General features: G+C 43.8%; 12 protein-coding genes. 10 read left to right on the top strand and 2 right to left on the bottom strand.

The annotated features are described in order from the left end of the window. The first annotated feature begins 85 nt into the window (after positions 1 to 85). The 9 genes from GSF04_RS22575 (at position 86) to GSF04_RS22535 (ending at position 15,753) form a co-directional block, all read left to right on the top strand. A complete protein-coding gene (locus GSF04_RS22575; protein WP_211858850.1) occupies positions 86 to 1,327 on the top strand; it encodes an HlyD family efflux transporter periplasmic adaptor subunit in 1,242 nt (413 codons plus the stop codon). Positions 1,328 to 1,337: 10 nt separating this feature from the next. Continuing rightward, positions 1,338 to 2,042: an ABC transporter ATP-binding protein gene (locus GSF04_RS22570; RefSeq protein ID WP_039493341.1), complete on the top strand. Its 705-nt coding sequence runs from the start codon at positions 1,338 to 1,340 to the stop codon at positions 2,040 to 2,042. Between the two features lie 10 nt (positions 2,043 to 2,052). Further along, a complete protein-coding gene (locus GSF04_RS22565; RefSeq protein WP_211858849.1) occupies positions 2,053 to 4,437 on the top strand; it encodes an ABC transporter permease in 2,385 nt (794 codons plus the stop codon). Positions 4,438 to 4,490: 53 nt separating this feature from the next. Next, entirely contained in the window at positions 4,491 to 6,809 is a 2,319-nt protein-coding gene (locus GSF04_RS22560; RefSeq protein ID WP_249122428.1) for an ABC transporter permease, read from the top strand. Positions 6,810 to 7,051: 242 nt separating this feature from the next. After that, positions 7,052 to 8,218 (top strand): efflux RND transporter periplasmic adaptor subunit, encoded by a 1,167-nt coding sequence (locus tag GSF04_RS22555; protein WP_211858847.1) that lies wholly within the window; start codon positions 7,052 to 7,054, stop codon positions 8,216 to 8,218. Between the two features lie 15 nt (positions 8,219 to 8,233). Beyond that, positions 8,234 to 11,386 (top strand): efflux RND transporter permease subunit, encoded by a 3,153-nt coding sequence (locus tag GSF04_RS22550; RefSeq protein ID WP_211858846.1) that lies wholly within the window; start codon positions 8,234 to 8,236, stop codon positions 11,384 to 11,386. Positions 11,387 to 11,556: 170 nt separating this feature from the next. Then, a complete protein-coding gene (locus GSF04_RS22545) occupies positions 11,557 to 12,801 on the top strand; it encodes a hypothetical protein (RefSeq protein ID WP_130165143.1) in 1,245 nt (414 codons plus the stop codon). Positions 12,802 to 13,159: 358 nt separating this feature from the next. Next, entirely contained in the window at positions 13,160 to 13,636 is a 477-nt protein-coding gene (locus GSF04_RS22540; protein ID WP_167310203.1) for a hypothetical protein, read from the top strand. A 59-nt stretch (positions 13,637 to 13,695) separates the two neighbouring features. Continuing rightward, positions 13,696 to 15,753, top strand: coding sequence for a S9 family peptidase (locus GSF04_RS22535; protein ID WP_211858845.1), 2,058 nt, complete (start codon positions 13,696 to 13,698; stop codon positions 15,751 to 15,753). Positions 15,754 to 16,243: 490 nt separating this feature from the next. Here GSF04_RS22535 and GSF04_RS22530 read toward each other — a convergent pair whose 3' ends face one another. Beyond that, on the bottom strand, positions 16,244 to 16,717 hold the full coding sequence (locus tag GSF04_RS22530) for a Dps family protein (RefSeq protein ID WP_010376518.1): 474 nt from the start codon (positions 16,715 to 16,717) through the stop codon (positions 16,244 to 16,246). A gap of 403 nt (positions 16,718 to 17,120) precedes the next feature. Between GSF04_RS22530 and GSF04_RS22525 the strand changes: the two genes are divergently transcribed. Continuing rightward, positions 17,121 to 17,330 (top strand): hypothetical protein, encoded by a 210-nt coding sequence (locus tag GSF04_RS22525; RefSeq protein ID WP_010376516.1) that lies wholly within the window; start codon positions 17,121 to 17,123, stop codon positions 17,328 to 17,330. On the opposite strand, the gene GSF04_RS22520 is transcribed toward GSF04_RS22525, so the two are convergent. Then, positions 17,327 to 17,968 (bottom strand): alpha/beta fold hydrolase, encoded by a 642-nt coding sequence (locus GSF04_RS22520; RefSeq protein ID WP_039493352.1) that lies wholly within the window; start codon positions 17,966 to 17,968, stop codon positions 17,327 to 17,329. The two genes, GSF04_RS22525 and GSF04_RS22520, sit on opposite strands and share 4 nt — an antisense overlap. Positions 17,969 to 18,087 lie beyond the last annotated feature (119 nt).

Raw genomic sequence — 18,087 nt, 5'->3', positions numbered from 1 at the left:
ACAATTTTTTTAACTTATTGAAATTTAAGATTATTGAATTTTGGCATAAATCTCGCTCTTAGCGCTTAGTCAGTTAGGAGGGGAAATGGATCTAGTCAAACCAGTGAAGCCAAAAAAAACCACACACTATATCGTTGTTGCCTGTTTAATGGCGGCGATAGTTGTTTATTTGCTGTGGCAACAATGGGCGCCTCATTCTAGTGTGATGCGCGCTGAAATACTGGTAGCGGAGGTGAAACAAGGTCCGTTTACCTTATCAGTAGATAGCTTTGGAGAATTACGTAGTGCTGAGCAGTTTTTATTAAACGCGCAAAGCGCGGCTATCGTTAAAACTATCCACCATAAAGCGGGCGCAATTGTGCACAAAGGTGAAGTGATCGCCGAGCTTGTGAGTCCAGACTTGGCGTTACAGGTTCAACAAGCCAAACAAGCTTTGTGTCAGTCGTGGGCAATAAAAGAGCAGCTGTTACTGACTCAACAACGGGAGCTGTTAAACGAACAAACACAGCTGATGCAAAAACAAGGCGCGCTAAAAACCTTAGTATTGCGTCACCGCGCGGAGCAAAACCTTGCACAACAAGGCATTATTTCCGCGCTGAACTTTGCCCAAACTGAAACCAGTTTGAGTACCTTACAACATGAAATCACTATGTTAGAACAGCAAGCTAAACAGCTTCAAGCACTGCATGGTTCGGCGCTTACACTTGCCAACGAAGAAATTAACATTCGCGAGCAAGAACTCAATAACTTGCTGGAAAAACAACAACAACTGGAGATTAAAGCCAGCACTTCAGGGATCATTGAGCGCATGCCTCTGGCGCTTGGGCAACGAGTCAATGTTGGTGATGAATTAGCATTGATTGGCTCTAACCAGTCGTTGGTGGCGGTATTGTCTGTGCCACAATCCCAAGTGCGCTGGGTTGAAACTGGGCAAGACGTGATGGTGAACATGCAGGCCAACAAAGTAAAAGGCAAAGTGCTCCGAGTTGACCCAGTGGTGACAAACAATAGTGTGGAAGTTGAGGTGAGTTTACCAAATACATTACCAAAGCAGGCACGCTCGCAGCTGAGTATCTCTGCCAGCATCGCCATTAAGCATCTTGCCAATGCCACCTATGTGCAGCGCCCCGCCAATGCCAAAGAAAATCAAACGCAGACCTTATTTGCCCTGACTAGTGATGATAGCGCAAAGCCAGTAGAAATCACCTTTGGTGCTTCAACTGGGAAATATATTGTTATAGATTCTGGCGTTGAAGCCGGGAGACGATTAATCATTTCTGATCTAGCCTATCTTGCCAGTCTAGATGAGACAATCTTATTAAAGTAGGAATATCAAAATGATAGTGCTTAAAAATATCAATAAAGTGTTCGAAACCGAAGAGCTGCAAACACACGCACTGAGAAATATTTCACTGGAAATAGCAAAAGGCGATTTTATTTCGATCTCTGGCCCCTCTGGTTGTGGTAAATCTACTTTGTTATCCATCATTGGTTTAATTGACCAAGCAACAAGTGGCAGTTATACGATTGGTGCTCATGATGTAACAACCCTGACGCTTGATCAGGCCGCTGAGCTTCGCAATGAGCATATTGGGTTTGTCTTTCAGGCCTTTAATCTCATTGATGAAATTTCGGTATTCGATAACGTCGCTTTACCCCTAAAGTATCGTCCTGAGAAGTTGAGTAAGGCTGAAGTAAAGCTACGAGTCGAGTATTGTTTACAAAAGGTTGGATTGTCGCATCGCGTTCAACACAAGCCAAATCAGTTATCAGGCGGGCAGCAGCAGCGTGTCGCGATTGCTCGTGCTTTGGTGACCGAACCAAGCATTCTACTGGTGGACGAACCGACGGGTAACTTAGATTCGAAAAGTGGCGATCAGGTGATGCAATTAATCGCTGAATTGCATCAACAAGGCACCACAGTTTGTATGGTGACGCACGATCCTCGTTATGCCGATATGGCTCCAAGGCAGGTGAAATTGTTTGATGGTGAGCTGTTAGGCACCGTCGCTTCTGCTCAATCTGTTAGTCAACGAGCATAGAGAGGGCACCATGCAAGTGTTCAACTTAGGCCGTGCAAATATTTACCATGTTAGTGTGGTGACTACGCTGAGCTGCGTATTCGTTGTGATGCTGGTCGCAATGGGAATGTTACATAGCCTGTATTTCTCACCTCTACCATACCCGGATTCAGAACGTATTGTTAAACTTGAATACCCGATGTTTGATGAAAATGGCAACGAGAGCAGCGAAGCCTTTAACTACCCATCATTGATGCATTTATACGAGCATAAACCTGCCGCAATGGAGCAACTGGCGATGGTGCATTATGCCGAGCAATTGCTTACTTCGGATGCCGATGCCCCTCAAGTTGAATCGGCTTATGTCTCGCCCGAGTGGTTTAGTATTTTTGATATGCCGCTTGCGATGGGGCGGGTTATTACCGAACCTGTCGATGAGAGCAGCCCTGTGGCTGTGCTGAGCTTTCAAGCTTGGCAAAACCACTTCAATGGCGATCCTAATATCTTAAATAAAACGCTGCGTCTGGATGAGCGGGAGTTTACGATTGTCGGGGTGGCGGCAGAGCGGTTTTATGAACCTAACTTAAAAAAGCTCACGCACAACACTGCGGTATGGCTACCTTGGCAATATAACCTAACTTTAGAGGAAGCAAAGCCGTACTGGTGGAACCGCTACGCGGTTAATTTGATGGTGGGTAAACTGGCTACAGGTGTGAAGCATGCACAAGTTAGCCTCTCACTTTCCAACGAAATGAACACACTTTGGCGCAGCAAAGTGAGCGATAGTGAGTATTTTGCGAAGTGGCATATTGGCATTCGCGCGGTGCCGTTGAAATCAATTATGCTCGGTAAGTCTCCCTTATTGTTATTTGGAATGTTTGTGGTATCGCTTGGCTTACTCGGTATAGCACTCTTAAATATCAGTAACTTATACCTTGCTAGACTCAGCCAGATCCAGCGCCGGCTGGCAATTCAAGCGGTGGTGGGAGCAAAAATAAGAGATATTGCGCTGATGCAGTGGTTACCGTTGCTAGCACTTTGCTCAGTATCACTCGTGGTTGCAATTGGCGCGTCTTATGCTATTTGCCTGTGGCTACAGACAGAACTCGTGGGACTGTTGCCGCAAGCGCAGCTGATTTCGTTAACCTGGCAAAGTATACTTACACTGGGATTGGTCGCTTTATTGACGAGTTGCTTATTGTTGTTAGCTGGAATGTCAGCAATTCGCTTTCGTCACTTAACGCACATGCTAAAACAAAGTGGTAAGGGGAATGCCGTTGTTGTGAGTGCGCGAGTGCAACGGATCATGGCGGTGAGTCAGTTAAGTATTTCTATTATCTTGACCTTCTTCTGCTTTAATGTCGGTGTTGCTGCCATATCTCATCTCAACAATGCTTATGCGGTAGATCTCAAGAATAAATACGAAGTCACGTTTTATGCTCCTGACACAATGCCGAGAGACGAATACCGAGAAGTCATGCGTCAAGCCAGTGAAGCCCTAGGGAATACCGCAGAAGTAATCGCGGTGAGTCGAAGCCGTTCACCCATCGGGCAAGGCGTTGGCACTTGGTCATTGCAAGAAGTCGAGACGCTCAAACGAGTGCATCCGGTTGGCCGAGTTGTGGATAGTGGTTATCTTGAGTTTTTTTCTTTGCCGTTACTACAAGGTCAGTTTTTCGATAGTGAAGCGGTGCGCCGCGGTGAGCAGCAGTTAATTATCAATAAGACCTTTGCAGAGCAACTAGGTGGAGAGGAAAAGGCGCTAGGCAAGCGCTTGAGTTTTAACATTACAGACGAAGATGCAGCGTTTGAAATTATTGGTGTCGTTGCTGATTTAGCCGTGCCAGGCGAACCCGCACTGCCCCATGTGTATCGAGCAGTACAAGGAAGTAATACGGCGTTAATTAAGACTAAGCAGCCGGTTACTAAATCCCATTTTGCAGCGCTGCTTACGCAAGTTCATCCAGCATTGAAAATCTTTAGTTTTAAATCACTTACTGCGCAGCGTGAGCAATACCTGTTGACCGATACCTTGGTCACCTATGGAGCACTATTTATCTTTGCATTGGCGTTGTTGCTCGTGATTATTGGCCTGTTTGGTGTCTTTCGTTATAGCCAATCACTTAAGGTTTCTTATTACGGCACGAAAATGGTGCTGGGTGCCAAACACAGCGATCTAACTCGAGAGGATCTTAATACCCACTTTAAGCACATAGGTATTGCGTTAATGATCTCCCTGACAGGCTGTTTATTATTGTCGCCATACTTTCAGCAAACATTTAATGTGGCAGAGTTTTCGATTGCGGCTGTGGGGATAGTGTTGGTATCGAGTTCGTGTTTGTACTTTTCACTACAGCAAATACTGCGCAGGCCACTCAATGCATTAATCAACCCATCTGAATTAGTGAAGGGATAAGCATGACATTATGGCATAAGCTATTGAGGCGTTTGAGGTATAGGCTTAATCTAATGTTAGTTGTGTTATTGAGCGGCGCTTTCGCTGCTATGATGATGAGTATTGGCTTATCATGGCAAGCTTATCAGCCGCTACCTTATCCGCAAAGCGATAAACTCTTTTGGCTGCAAGGGGATATGTTAGATGAGCATCACAAGGCGATCATGGAAAATGCTATTTCCACGCCTGTTGCGTGGCAGCTTGCTCAAGACAAGCAATTGTTTGATAAAGCCTCCGCAGTATTGTATAGCCACAGCTTACTACGTGGTTCAGTGGTTGAGCCGAGGATTGAGACAACTTACGTCAGTGATGATTTCTTTTCGCTCTTTAATATTGCTTTAAAAGAAGGGAGGTGGTTTTCCCAAAGTAATGAGCTTGGTACAGCACCTAACGAAGTCGTTGTGACAGCGTGCTTTGTGCAGCAATATTTTCCTGATGAAAATATTATAGAGCAGAGCATTCAGCTAGATGATCGTCGTTATATCGTGGTGGGAGTGGTCGCGTGCGATGAGTCTGAACCACAGTTATATCAATCTAACCGCAGCAGTGAAGTATTCCTGCCGTTTACGCAGGTGATGGGTGACCGTATTACGGGTATGGATCATTTGGCGGTAAGAAGCGACTTATTTTTTGTAGGTCGTATAAAGCAAGGCAATGTACAGGCGCAGTTAACGCTTTTACAAGCACAGTTTCAAGTTGCCTTTGAGCAAGCTCAGTTAGAACAGGCGATATCTGGTCGTGCGACGCTCAGGTTTTCGTTGTTACCACTTGCAGATAAACTAAAAGGGCAGCTAAGAACAACGACGCAATGGTTATCACTTGCAGGCGTTGGGCTACTTGTCATTACCTTAGTGAATGCATTTTCACTCTACTTGCTAGACTTTAAAGCCAAACAAAACAAGCTGGCACTGGCTATTGTACTCGGTGCTAAGCGCGTTAATCTACAACTAGAGCAGTGGTGTTATATCGCCTTAATTTTTTTGTTTGCGTCATTGTTTGCTATAGGGGTAGCGAATGCTGGCGTTTGGCTAATGCAGTTTTGGGCAAAGGAGGCTTTAGCACACGCAGTTTGGCTAACGCTGCCTTGGTGGAGCTGCTTGTTGGTGGTTGTCTTTGCTCAACTCTGCGCATTGGTGTTTGTAAAACTGGCAATGTCTCAGGTGTCATTTAAGGATATTCGTAGTCAACTAAGTGGCTCAGGAAAGGGACAGGTCAAACAATTACCTAAGGCAATGAGCCAAGCCTTACTCGGATTGCAAATTGGTGTGGGTATAGTCACAATGAGCTTTGCATTTTGGCTATTGAGTTACTTTGGCGGGCAGCTAAATACCTCAAGTGGTTTTAACTCAAATAACCTTTATTTTGTTGAGTTACAGCAAAGTAACTACGACCGCAGCTCAGATGCTATTCAAGCAAGATATAATCAAGCGATGATAAACTTGTCGGCGCTTAGACAGCTCCCAAGTGTCGAGAGTGCTGCTCTAGCTGGCGTATTACCCCACGAGTTTGTATTTCTGGAGCCGCTAAGCTTAGTTGATGATGGCAGCGACTCAGTCGTTGCTTATTTACAGCTCAGCGGGCCCAATTACTTTAGCACCTCAGGCCTAAGATTTATTGCTGGTGGCGGATTCTCTGAGGATGACTTAGCTATCAATGGTTCGGGGAAAAAAGTGGTGCTCAATCAGCTTTTAGCACAGCGCCTTGGCGTAACAGCTGCAGATATCGGCATGACTATCTACGACAGAAATCAGCGCCCTATTACCCTTGTGGGTATTGTTGAAAACACCTTTAGCCATACCTCCCAAGCACAAGCCTTGGCTTATCTACCTTTTAATTTTATTAGTGGAAATATTCTGGTGCGAGCCAAAGCGGGAGAGAAATTAGACTTGCATACGGTTACCGCCTTGTACAAGCAACAAAACCCAAGCCAATCTATTTTAAAGCTCGTCGATATTAAATTACGTATGCAGCAACTCAACAAAACAGCCAAGCTGAGCTTTTTAGCTGGGCTGATGATCGCACTGATGATGTTGATACAGGTAATTGCAGGTATGTATGGTTTGCTCGGCTACCTCGCCATATTAAATGCGCCAGTCTTTAATATTAAGCGTTTAGTCGGTGCTAAGGTACGCGATGTTCTTATTGAGCAGTGTTGGAGTCGGGCTTCTCTCGTGTTAGTCGCGGTGGTTATTGCTGTTTTCTTGTCTTTAGTTGTGGCGAGTATGTTTGACATCTTGAGTCCGCTGCTTGGGATCTATCTGTTGTTCGCTATCGTATTGGTAGGCTGTATCGTTCTAGCGCTTGAGCTTCACCATGTCACTAAGCAGATCTAGGGTGAAAATGTGACAAAAAGCTGAGGAAATTGTTATGTAAATTACAAAAGCCGTAATTGGAAAGGTCTTTTTAAATCAATGGTTTTGGTGATTAACTGTTTGAAATAACTTTATAATTCCCACTGTTTTTCGATAGTTATAAAAAGTTGTTCTAAAGGTGTAACAGATTCTTACAAATGTCACATCCGAGAACGCGCTAAACTTGGTACTATACGGTCAGAAAATTATCAATAGGTACTGTCATGCAAGCTAAAACTTTAAAATGGATTCTACCCTTTACCGTGCTTATAGTCGGTGTTGTCGGATTTATGTTCGTCAATGCCGTTGCTAAGAGTGAACCTGAGAAGCAAGAAGTCGATTCTCGTCCTGTTGTTGAAGTTGAAACTCTCGCTGCGCAAGATCACCAAGTTGTGATCCAAAGCTATGGCGAAGTAAAACCGCTAGAAAGTACACAGCTTTCTATTCAAGTATCGGGCGAAGTTGAATACTGGCACCCTAACTTTGTTGAAGGCGGTGTGGTACAAAAAGGCGAGGTGTTACTACGTATCGAGCAAGATAACTACGAAGCGGCGTTGTTACAAGCAGAAGCAGAACTTGCCAGAGCCGAGGCGCAGCTTATCGAAGAGCAAGCACAAGCTGATGTAGCTGCTGATGAAGCAAGAAGATTTCCAAATAAAAAGCATACCGACCTATTTTTACGTAAACCACAGGTCATGAGCGCCAAAGCCTCAGTAAAATCGGCAAAAGCTGCACTGCAGCGTGCAAAGCGAGACCTAGAAAACTGCGAAGTTATCGCGCCTTATAACGCACTAGTGGTGAAAAAAGACGTTGGTCTTGGTCAGTTCGTTTCTATGGGTAGCTCAGTTGGTACGGTCAATAACATCGAAACTGCGGAAGTGATTATTCCTATCGCGGGTTTTGATTCTGTGTTTTTACCTGAGCGAGTGTCAGGCCTTGCCGCTACGGTTTATCAGCGTGGTGTGAGTGCTTTCACTCGTGAAGCGGTAATTGATAGAGATTTAGGTACTGTTGACCAACAAACGCGTATGAACAACTTGGTGGTGCGTATTAACGACCCGTACGGTCTTACAACGCGCCAGCCAGCGATAAAATACGGTACGTATGTACAAGTTAGCTTTGCGGGTAAAACGTTAAAACAAATCTACCGTCTACCTCAGGATATCGTGAATAATCAGTCGGTTTGGTTACTTAATCAAGATAACCAGCTTGAGCCACGTAAAGTGCAAGTTATCCGCGAAGAGGGTGAGTTCTTCCTAATTGGTGATGGCATCACAAGTCGCGATAAAGTGGTCATGACACCACCTGAATATCCACAAAAAGGCATGGAAGTTAAAGTTGCTGGCACGGACTCCTCATCAAAGCCAAGTAGTCAGCCGGAAAAGCTGTAACAGCAAGGAGCGACCATGAGTGATATAGAAAAAACATCGCAGCGCGGTATTATCGCTTATTTTGCGAATAATACGGTAGCGGCAAACTTGTTGATGGTCTTCATACTGATAATGGGTTTTATCAGTTATATGACTATCCAAAGGCAAATGTTTCCAAACTTTGAGATCAATTATGTGACGGTGTCAGCCGTGTATCCTGGTGCGTCTCCTCAAGAAATTGAAGAGGGGATCTTGATCAAAATTGAAGAAGCATTAAAAGACGTTACAGAAATCAAAAAAGGGGTTTACCGTGCCGCTAGAGGCAGCGGTAGTGCGCAACTTGAAATCTATAAAGATGAAGACCTAACGGAAGTAGAAGATAAAATTCGCTCGCGTGTGAATAGTATCGCGACCTTCCCAGCGTCCATGGAGCCTGTGCAGGTTCAGCTTATAGAATTTCGTCAAGACGTGGTGAACATCGCGCTGGCTGGTAATCTACCCTTGAATGCCCTCAAGCCAATTGCCAAAGAAATCGAAGATGAATTATTAGAAATTCCAACGATTTCACTGGTTGACCGTTCAACCCCTGATTACGAGATTGGCATTGAAGTTGATCCAGATGCTCTGCGCCGCTACAACCTAACGATTAGTGATGTAAGTAGCGCAATTAGACGTTATTCGACCAACATTTCAGCAGGTCAAATCAGGACCGAATCTGGCATTATTGCAGTGCGTGTTGAAAATCAAATGTACCGTGGTAATGAGTTTAGAAACATTCCTGTTAAGGTCGGTGATAACGGCGCTAAAATTTATCTTCAAGATATCGCAGAAATTAAAGATGGCCTGACTGAAGGTGAATATTACTTCCGTTTGAATGGTGAAAATGCGGTATTCCTGTCGGTTAAAGCGACCAAAGACCAAAATATGATCCCAATCGCGAAAGCGGTACATAAATATATCGAAGAGAAAAACGCTAAATTACCCGCAGGCTTAAGATTAGAACCAATCGTTGATATGACGTACTACCTGAACGCTCGACTCGAGATGATGAAGAGCAATATGTTACAGGGGGCGTTACTTGTCGCAATCATGCTGACTATTTTCCTACGCTTCAAATTAGCGCTATGGGTAATGATTGGTTTGCCGGTGTGTTTCCTCGGTGCGTTCCTATTTATGCCAGCACTTGGGATCAGTATTAATATTGTATCGCTGTTCGCCTTTATCATGGTACTTGGGATCGTGGTGGATGACGCCATCGTCATAGGGGAGTCCGCCTACTCCGAAATTGAACGCAAAGGCCACAGCGTTAAGAATGTGGTAATTGGCGCTAAGCGTGTTGCAACGCCAGCAACTTTCGGTGTATTAACAACCATTGCTGTGTTTGCACCTATGTTGTTCTCATCTGGTCCTGAAAGTGCATTCTTTAAGTCAATCTCGGGCGTTATTATTCTGTGCTTGGTATTCAGTTTGATTGAATCCAAATGGATTTTACCAGCGCACATTGCTCACACTAAGATTAAACCACTACGTCCAAACAGTCGTCGTGCTGCATTTAACAAGAAGTTCTTTGCATTTGTAAACGGACCATACAGACGCTTTATTCAGCGCTGTGTTGACTGGCGCTGGACCGTATTATTAACTTTTGTGGCGATGCTGGTATTTAGCTTTAGCTTAGTGACTTCGAATTTAGTGCGCTTTATTCCGTTCCCTAAGGTGCCTGAAGATTATCCAAAGATCGAAATTACCATGAACGACAACGTATCAGACGAGCAGACCATTACAGCGATGCAGTCTATTGAGTTAATGGTACGCAATGTCGATAAAGAGATTGCTCAAGAGTTCGGTCAAGGCATGATTAAGGATGTATATTCTTGGAACCAAAGCCGCACTAAGGGCTCGGTGTTATCGACATTAGTTGATGAAGAGCAAAGACCATTTACGGCTTTTGAACTTGCACGTCGTTGGCGCGAGGCAATGCCAGAGATCACCGCAGTGAAATCAATCATTGTGTATGACAGTGTTGGCGATCAAAGTGGTGGTGAGGGTGAATTTGGTTATCGCTTGCTAGGTTCTGATATCGAGACCCTCAATGCGGCGGGCAGACAGCTTATTTCTATGTTGCAGCAGCAACCCGGGTTATTTGATATCAGCTCAAGTATTGACCCTGCGAGTAAAGAAATGCAGATCGCGCTTAAGCCAGTGGCTTATGAGCTTGGCTTGCAACTTTCTGATGTTGCGATTCAGGTTGGTAATAGCTTCTACGGTGGCGAAGCACAGCGTGTTATTCGTGATGGCGAAGAGATCAAAGTGATGGTGCGTTATCCTGAACTAGATCGTAAAGCTTTGGCTTCACTTAAGCGTACTATCATCACAACGCCAAAAGGCAAAGAAGTGATGCTAGGCGATGTCGTAGAGTTTACCGAGAAGCCGGGTATCAATTATATTCGTCGTGAAGATGGCTTTAGAACGGTATATGTATACGGTAGCATCGATGAAGAGCTGATTGAGCCAGATGCCGTGGTTAAGAATATCGAAGAAAATATCTTACCAGAGCTACTAAAACAGTTCCCTGGCGTAAAAACTAAGCTAGGTGGCAGTGTGGAAGAGCGCCAAGCACAAACCAGTGAGCAGATCTTATTCTTTGCCGCTGGTATGTTGATGGTTTATATCCTATTGGCTGTACCGCTGAAGAGCTATGCGCAACCGCTTATCGTGATGTCGGTTATTCCGTTTAGCTTAGTTGGCGCGCTATGGGGTCACTTAGTGTTTGGCTTAGATATGAGTACTATGTCTATGTTTGGACTAGTAGCCGCCGCTGGGGTTGTGATCAACGACTCCTTGGTAATGACGGACTATATCAACCAAGCACGTGCCGAGGGGGTTAAGCTTAAAGAGGCGGTTATTGAAGCGGGTTGTGCACGCTTTAGGGCAATCACGCTAACCTCTATCACGACGTTTGCCGGTGTCATGCCAATCATCTTTGAAACGAGTCTACAAGCAAGGTTTGTTATTCCGATGGCGGTATCACTTGGCTTTGCAGTGCTATTCGCAACGCTTATCACGCTGGTGTTAGTGCCGGCCTTATACATCATCCTAACGGATGTGCAGGGTGCGGGTTCGCGCTTAAAAGCGAAGATCAGACGCAAGCCTAAATCTGGCGATAACCAACTAGAGAAAGCAGAAGCTTAGAAACTCTCGTTTACACTCAATAATATAAAGGCCGCGCAGTGATGCTCGGCCTTTTTTGTGTATTAAAAACCTAATTCGTTTCTGAAAAAGGGAAATTAATAATTTCTTGCTATACCTGTTTTGGGTAATTTTAATATAATTGCAAAAAATTGTTTAATTGAGGGGTTGTTTTGAAAGTATCACTTATTTCAGGCGCTATTACATTTGCTCTGGGGGTCATCAGTGCATCAGCTAAAGTACAAGCAAGTGATGACGTTGAACGTATTGAAGTTAATGGCTGGAAGCACGAGAGAGAATGCGTAATTAATGTACGTAGTATGAGGCAGGCACGATGTTTCTCGGGGGGTTGGGGAGATTCTGGCGGTGGCAGTTCAAGTAGCAGTGGAGCATCTTCGGGTAGCGGGAGTAATGGTAATTCAGACACTACAGCAGAGCAAGAAGCCAAATTTAATGAAACCGCAAATGATCTTGCGGTGGCAGCAAAGGAAATACTAAATGCTCTAGAAGAATATCGAAAGAAGGTGAGAACGAATAGAAGGCTACATCAGAAAGTAAGTGAAAAAATAGCGAAAATTAACATGTTGATAGTCGCTACAAATGGAACATTGCAGACTTTTATCCATCTAGCTAACGGCGAGAATCGGCTTGCTATTTCAGAGGCGATGACATTTGTTGTAGGGATCAGTACAGGCATGGGAGTAGCCAAAGCTGTGTCAATATTAGCGGGGACCAGTCCACAAGGTATGTTGCTTTCTGCATTTGCTGGTACAGCTTCTAGCTTTTTCGTTGGTAGTAAGTTTGAGTCATTTATGGATCAAGCTATACAGCAAGAGTTTAATATTCCAACTAGTTGGTCAAATCCGAATGATGGAAGACCGGAAACCGTTACAGATATAGTTTGCGGTATGATGAGTGTAGTACATAGACCTGATGAGCCACCTTGCCGAGGCTATAGAAGCCTAGATACTTTAGCTACGTCAGGGCATTTTATCGCACTTGATCTGGCACAGGATGGAGTAGAATGGTCACTTAATCCAAACACCAACTCCATTACAGTGGGAAGTGATGATGCATTATTGATCGTTGATGCAAATCAAAACAATCAGTTAGATAGTGCGAGTGAGATATTATTCAAGCCATTTACTGAGACTCAAGACACTATTTCTCTATTAGATTCAAACCAAGATGCAATACTCGATAAATTTGATAATAATTATCATTACCTTAAGGTTTGGCAAGATGTTAATTACAACGGGGTGATTGATGATGGTGAACTCATTGCAGCAGCAGACAAGTCTTTAACGATTTACCTTGATGAAATGAGTACAGGGAATAGAAATCAGCAAGGTCGCATGGATGTTGAGGGGATTGAATATGCTATTTCTGTGATACGTATTGGCTTTAAGCATGAGTAGTTAGTAGTTCTGTTCGCTCACAATACTTACTAAAAGTGAGTATTGTGAGCTGATAATATTTCTTATCATTTGTTAAGTAATAAATTTTCTGAGTTTTATCCTATGCAGACAAAAATTACGTTTACAAAACGCTCCGGCTATCTGCCAATATGAGTCCGTATCGCCACTTCTTTCTTTGCTGCTTTGGCATATGGCAAAAGAAAAATGAGGGCTGTTGGGCCTACATCTAAGCTATTTTAGCTGCTAATTTAACGTCTTAATATGCGCTATACCAATAGAGTTGATTATCAGTGATTAGAAAATAAAGGATATTATGATTCAGTGCATTACATTAAAAAAAAGCTTTAGGCTTCTACCTTTGCAAATTTTGGCATGCACTATATTTTTTGCATTGGGTACTTATTATGCGATAACGGTTGAGGATGTCGTTTCTGGCAATTCATTGACTGTGGATGCTAGTTTGGCAAGACCAGCAATAATAGTGATGCTACTGCTCACTGCAGGTGTCATTGTTTATGCAATCATTAATCTGGAACACACATTAATCCTCAACTTTGAGAATCGTGAAATTCACATTTATAACTGGCGCTCACCACTGCCGAAAGTGTATAGAATGACGAGCAACAATAAGCTTTGTGTTTATCGCCATCCAAATAAGCAGGATCAATTTGGAGTTGAGCTACTTTCTGTAGAAGATGAAGAAGTTTATCTATATTCGAGTTTTGCCTGTAATTGGCTTGTGCCTAAATCACAAGGAGAGCAATTGTGGCAGGTTGCAAAGTCTCAGGGTGTTGCTGTAGAGGAAACACCAGAAAGCTTTTTAGATGGTTGTTAATTCCTAAATTTGCTGTGATACACTGGCGAAAAATAACGAATTTAGGATGACAACTGGTGATGGAAAAAACTCAACCGCTAGCCAAAAAGCAGCCGAAATCCTTGCTGCACCATAATCATGAACGTATCGACAACTACTACTGGATGCGTGATGACGAGCGTAAAAATGCTGATGTGTTGGCACACCTCAAAGCAGAGAATGATTACTGTGAAGCGCAAATGACGCCTCATCAAGCGCTGCAAACCCAGCTGTTTGAAGAAATGAAAGGTCGTATCGTAAAAGACGATAGCTCAGTGCCCGCCAAAGATGGCAACTATTGGTATGTGAGTGAAGTGAGTGGTGATGAGGAATATGCTAAGTATTATCGTGCATCACAAGAAGATTTGTCGGATAAAAAACTGCTGTTAGACATTAATCAGTTAGCCGCTGGCAACGAGTTTTATGACATCGGTGATATTACTGTAAGCCCAGATGAGCAACTGCTTGCCTATAGTGAAGATACCGATGGGCGTCGAATTTACACCATCAAGTTTCTTGATTTAAACACCAATACATTACTACAAGACGTGCTGTATAACACGGAAGGTCAGGTAATTTGGGCGAACGACAATAAAACCGTATTTTATGTCAAAAAAGACGAGCAAACGTTGCTCGGCTTCCAAGTGTATCGCCATGTGTTGGGAACGCCACAAAGTGATGATATTTTGGTGTTTGAAGAGCAAGATCGCCAATTTTATATGGGATTGGGTAAAAGTCGTGACGAAAGCGCTATTTATATCTATCTCGCAGCGACGGAAACGAGCGATCAGTTAATACTGGATGCAAACGATCCTTGCGGTGAGTTTAGTACCCTTATTCCAAGAGAAATTGGCCATGAATATGGTCTTGAAAAAATGGGAGAGTTCTTTTACATCCTGAGTAATAAGAATGCTAAAAACTTCCGTTTAATGCGTGCAACAGCAGCAACCGTTGGTGATGTCGAGCAATGGGAAGAGTTGGTTGCCCATCGCGACCATATACTATTAGAAGGCTTGGAGCTGTTCAATAGTCACTTTGTGCTGACTGAGCGTGAACAAGGGCAGATCCGTTTTGTTGTCCACGATTATCAAGGGCAGAGCTATCACCTTGGATTTGATGATGCTTGTTATTTTGCCACGGTTGGAAATAACCCTGAGCCAAGTTCAAGTAATATTCGTATCCACTATTCGAGCATGACAACTCCAAGCTCAGTATACGATTGTGACTTAACCACAGGTAAGAAAACGCTTAAAAAGCAGCAGCAAGTGTTAGGTGATTTTAAACCAGAATATTATCACTCTGAACGTTTGCACATAACCGCCAGAGATGGCGTTAAAGTCCCTGTATCTTTGGTCTATCGCAAAGATAAGTTTAATCAAGACGGTAGCAATCCACTATTGCAGTATGGCTATGGCTCTTATGGTATTACTATCGACCCTAACTTCTCTAGTCAAATTCTAAGCTTGTTAGATAGAGGATTTGTATACGCGATTGCGCATATTCGAGGTTCTGAGATGCTTGGTCGTGAATGGTATGAGCAAGGCAAAAAAGCGCATAAGCAAAATACCTTCAACGACTTTATTGATGTTACCAAGGCCTTGGTTGAGCAGGGCTACGGCCATAAAGACAAAGTGTTTGCATCAGGCGGAAGTGCAGGTGGCCTGTTAATGGGTGCAATTGCAAACCAAGCTCCAGAGCTGTATTTAGGGTTAGGCTGCCATGTGCCTTTCTTGGATGTGTTAACTACCATGTTGGATGAGTCAATCCCATTGACCACCAACGAGTATGATGAATGGGGTAATCCGAATAATGAAGCGGACTACCAGAATATTTTAGCGTATTCACCGTATGACAATATTGAAGCCAAAGCCTATCCAAATATTCTAGTCACCACAGGTCTGCACGACTCGCAAGTGCAGTATTGGGAGCCCATGAAGTGGGTTGCTAAGCTTAGAGAATATAAAACGGATGATAATGTACTGATCTTTAAAACCGACTTGGAAGCGGGTCACGGTGGTGCCTCAGGCCGATTTAAAAGCCTACATGAAAGAGCGCTAGAAATGGCATTCTTTATCAGCTTATTGAATGGTAGGTCGTAGCGACAAAAGATCGCGAGGTGAACTCGCTCCTACAAGAGGAAAGCCTAGGTAGGAGCTGGCTCTGCTTGTAGGTCGGAGCTTTAGCTCGACTTGTACATCCTGACGTTAGCTCGAAAAAAAGCGATAAAAGCTCGCGAGGTAAACTCGTTCCTACCAGAGGAGAACCTAGGTAGGAGCTGGCTCGCTTGTAGGTCGTAGCTTTAGCTCGACTCGTACATCCTGACGTTAGCTCGACAAAAAAGCGATAAAAGCTCGCGAGGTGAACTCGCTCCTACCAGAGGATAACCTAGGTAGGAGCTGGCTCTGCTTGTAGGTCGTAGCTTTAGCTCGACTCGTATACCCTAACCTTAGCCCGACAACAGCGAGATAAAAGATCGCGAGGTGAACTCGCTCCTACCAGAGGATAACCTAGGTGGGAGCTGTCTCGCTTGTAGGTCGTAGCTTTAGCTCGACTCGTACACCCTAGCCTTAGCCTGACCTACCGTCTATCTTAGTTTAAATACGCTTTAAGCATCCACACTAGCTTTTCTTGCTCTTTGATGTAGTCGCTCATTAACGCAGCAGTCCCTTCATCTTCGGCTTCGCCCGCTTGCGCTAAAATTTCACGCTGCATAGAAATAAGCGTTGTGTAGCCATCAAGCAAGGTTTCTAGTGCTTGTGTACCATTGCTGATCCCTTTTGCTTCTTGAATTTTACTGGTTTCCAAATAATCAGAAAACGCATGCAATGGGTTGCCTTCAATCGTCAAAATACGCTCTGCGATTTCGTCGACCTTCTCAAGCAAAAGCGTATAAATTTCTTCAAATTTTAGGTGTAGTTCAAAAAACTCACGACCTTTGATGTTCCAGTGAAAACCACGGGCATTCATATATTGAATTTGGTAGCTACTTAGTAGCGTATTAAGTGACGTTACTAGTGCTTGGCTCTTAGCTTTGTCTAAACCGATAGAATTAATGTTTGTCATGCGATGCTCCTTGTTGATTCACAGTCAGTATGGCGCAACCTTAGGTGATTGCCCAATGATTAAAATCAAAGTGTTTAATCGGAAAAATCAATCAATAAAATAAAAACATATCAAATATTAATACAATATGACGTTGGGATGAGCGTGGTAAAAAACAAGATGAAACCCCAAAAAGCGCTCAAAAGTAACCAAGTGACATGAATACTTGGCGGGAATAAAGCTTGCCAACTTTTCCCAAAACTTTACCAGAGCGCGTAGTTTTTGATCTAAGACAAGTGTTTAATCTCGTTCGTATTTTGGCGGTTTTAAACTTGATTTAGGTCAAAATATCGCCGCATCATAAGCGCATAATCATTTCATCAAGACACAAAAAACGCGGTGTCTACTACTTGAGGAAATGAGTATGAAAGGCAAAACAAAATCAGAACATAAAATGGAACTCGTCGTCGTTGTTATCGCTTTAGTGGCTTTTGTTGTTGGGCTAGTGGGTCACTTAGCTGGCGCAAGCATCGCAAACTCAGATACCTTTGGCTATATTGCAGCGCCAGTACCGTTATTAGTTGGCTTGATCGCAGTGATTGCTTACAAAGTAGCTGCAAGCGCAGAGCACTAAGGCCTCTCTAACAGCTCGCAGATATAGTCCATTACCGCACGGGAATATATTAAGCTGGTATGGCTGAGATGAAATACTTTGTGCTCGGCCATGCCACTGAGCTTGGTTTCTTCTAACAACACAGTGCCATCCGACTGGCTACCTTTTTGTAGTAGTGGCATTAGTCCGATGGGTAGGTCGCCGGCAATACTGTAAAGCTTGGCGTCGAAAGGCCAATCTTGATTGTTAGATAATAAAAACTCCACACTGTTTTTTAACAGTAGCTCCAGTCCTTTGTCGTGCATATGCTTGGCAATGGCACTGCCTTTATGTGGTGTCCCTAAGGTCACCACTTTTTTTACTTGCTTGCTCGCGGCAGAACCTCGTTCTAAATATGCTCTTGCAACTAAGCCTCCCATGGAGTGGCAAACGAGGGCGGCGGGGCGATCGCCAACGAAAGTATCAATAGCGGCGCAGATCTCATCAATATCTGGCGTTAACGTGTTATAGCTTAAATTGAGAATACGGTAGCCCGATTTACCTAAGCGAGCGCTAAGCGGCCGCATCACAAAGCCAGACATATACAAGCCATGCAGCACCACAATACTCTCGATGTTGGCGCTCGCGGTAATATTGAGTGGAATAGGAGAGTGGTTCATGCCGCCCCTTTAAACTTGAATACTTCTAAGCCTTGCGCGAGTGTACCACCCCCACTTGAATACTTGATGTATAAATCAATCCAAATTAAAAAATTATTATCCTAGACCCTGTGATCTTG

The organism is Pseudoalteromonas sp. A22 (assembly GCF_018141345.1).
GTDB lineage: Bacteria > Pseudomonadota > Gammaproteobacteria > Enterobacterales > Alteromonadaceae > Pseudoalteromonas > Pseudoalteromonas maricaloris.
The sequence above is the reverse complement of the archived record's forward strand: the minus strand, read 5'-3'. Positions and strand labels throughout refer to the sequence as shown.

Bases quoted from the DNA above. Each gene is read 5' to 3' on its own strand.
- GSF04_RS22575 (WP_211858850.1), top strand. From the start codon at position 86: ATGGATCTAGTCAAACCAGTGAAGCCAAAAAAAACCACACACTATATC.
- GSF04_RS22535 (WP_211858845.1), top strand. From the start codon at position 13,696: ATGGAAAAAACTCAACCGCTAGCCAAAAAGCAGCCGAAATCCTTGCTG.
- GSF04_RS22550 (WP_211858846.1), top strand. From the start codon at position 8,234: ATGAGTGATATAGAAAAAACATCGCAGCGCGGTATTATCGCTTATTTT.
- GSF04_RS22525 (WP_010376516.1), top strand. From the start codon at position 17,121: ATGAAAGGCAAAACAAAATCAGAACATAAAATGGAACTCGTCGTCGTT.
- GSF04_RS22565 (WP_211858849.1), top strand. From the start codon at position 2,053: ATGCAAGTGTTCAACTTAGGCCGTGCAAATATTTACCATGTTAGTGTG.
- GSF04_RS22570 (WP_039493341.1), top strand. From the start codon at position 1,338: ATGATAGTGCTTAAAAATATCAATAAAGTGTTCGAAACCGAAGAGCTG.
- GSF04_RS22530 (WP_010376518.1), bottom strand. From the start codon at position 16,717: ATGACAAACATTAATTCTATCGGTTTAGACAAAGCTAAGAGCCAAGCA.
- GSF04_RS22520 (WP_039493352.1), bottom strand. From the start codon at position 17,968: ATGAACCACTCTCCTATTCCACTCAATATTACCGCGAGCGCCAACATC.
- GSF04_RS22555 (WP_211858847.1), top strand. From the start codon at position 7,052: ATGCAAGCTAAAACTTTAAAATGGATTCTACCCTTTACCGTGCTTATA.
- GSF04_RS22560 (WP_249122428.1), top strand. From the start codon at position 4,491: ATGTTAGTTGTGTTATTGAGCGGCGCTTTCGCTGCTATGATGATGAGT.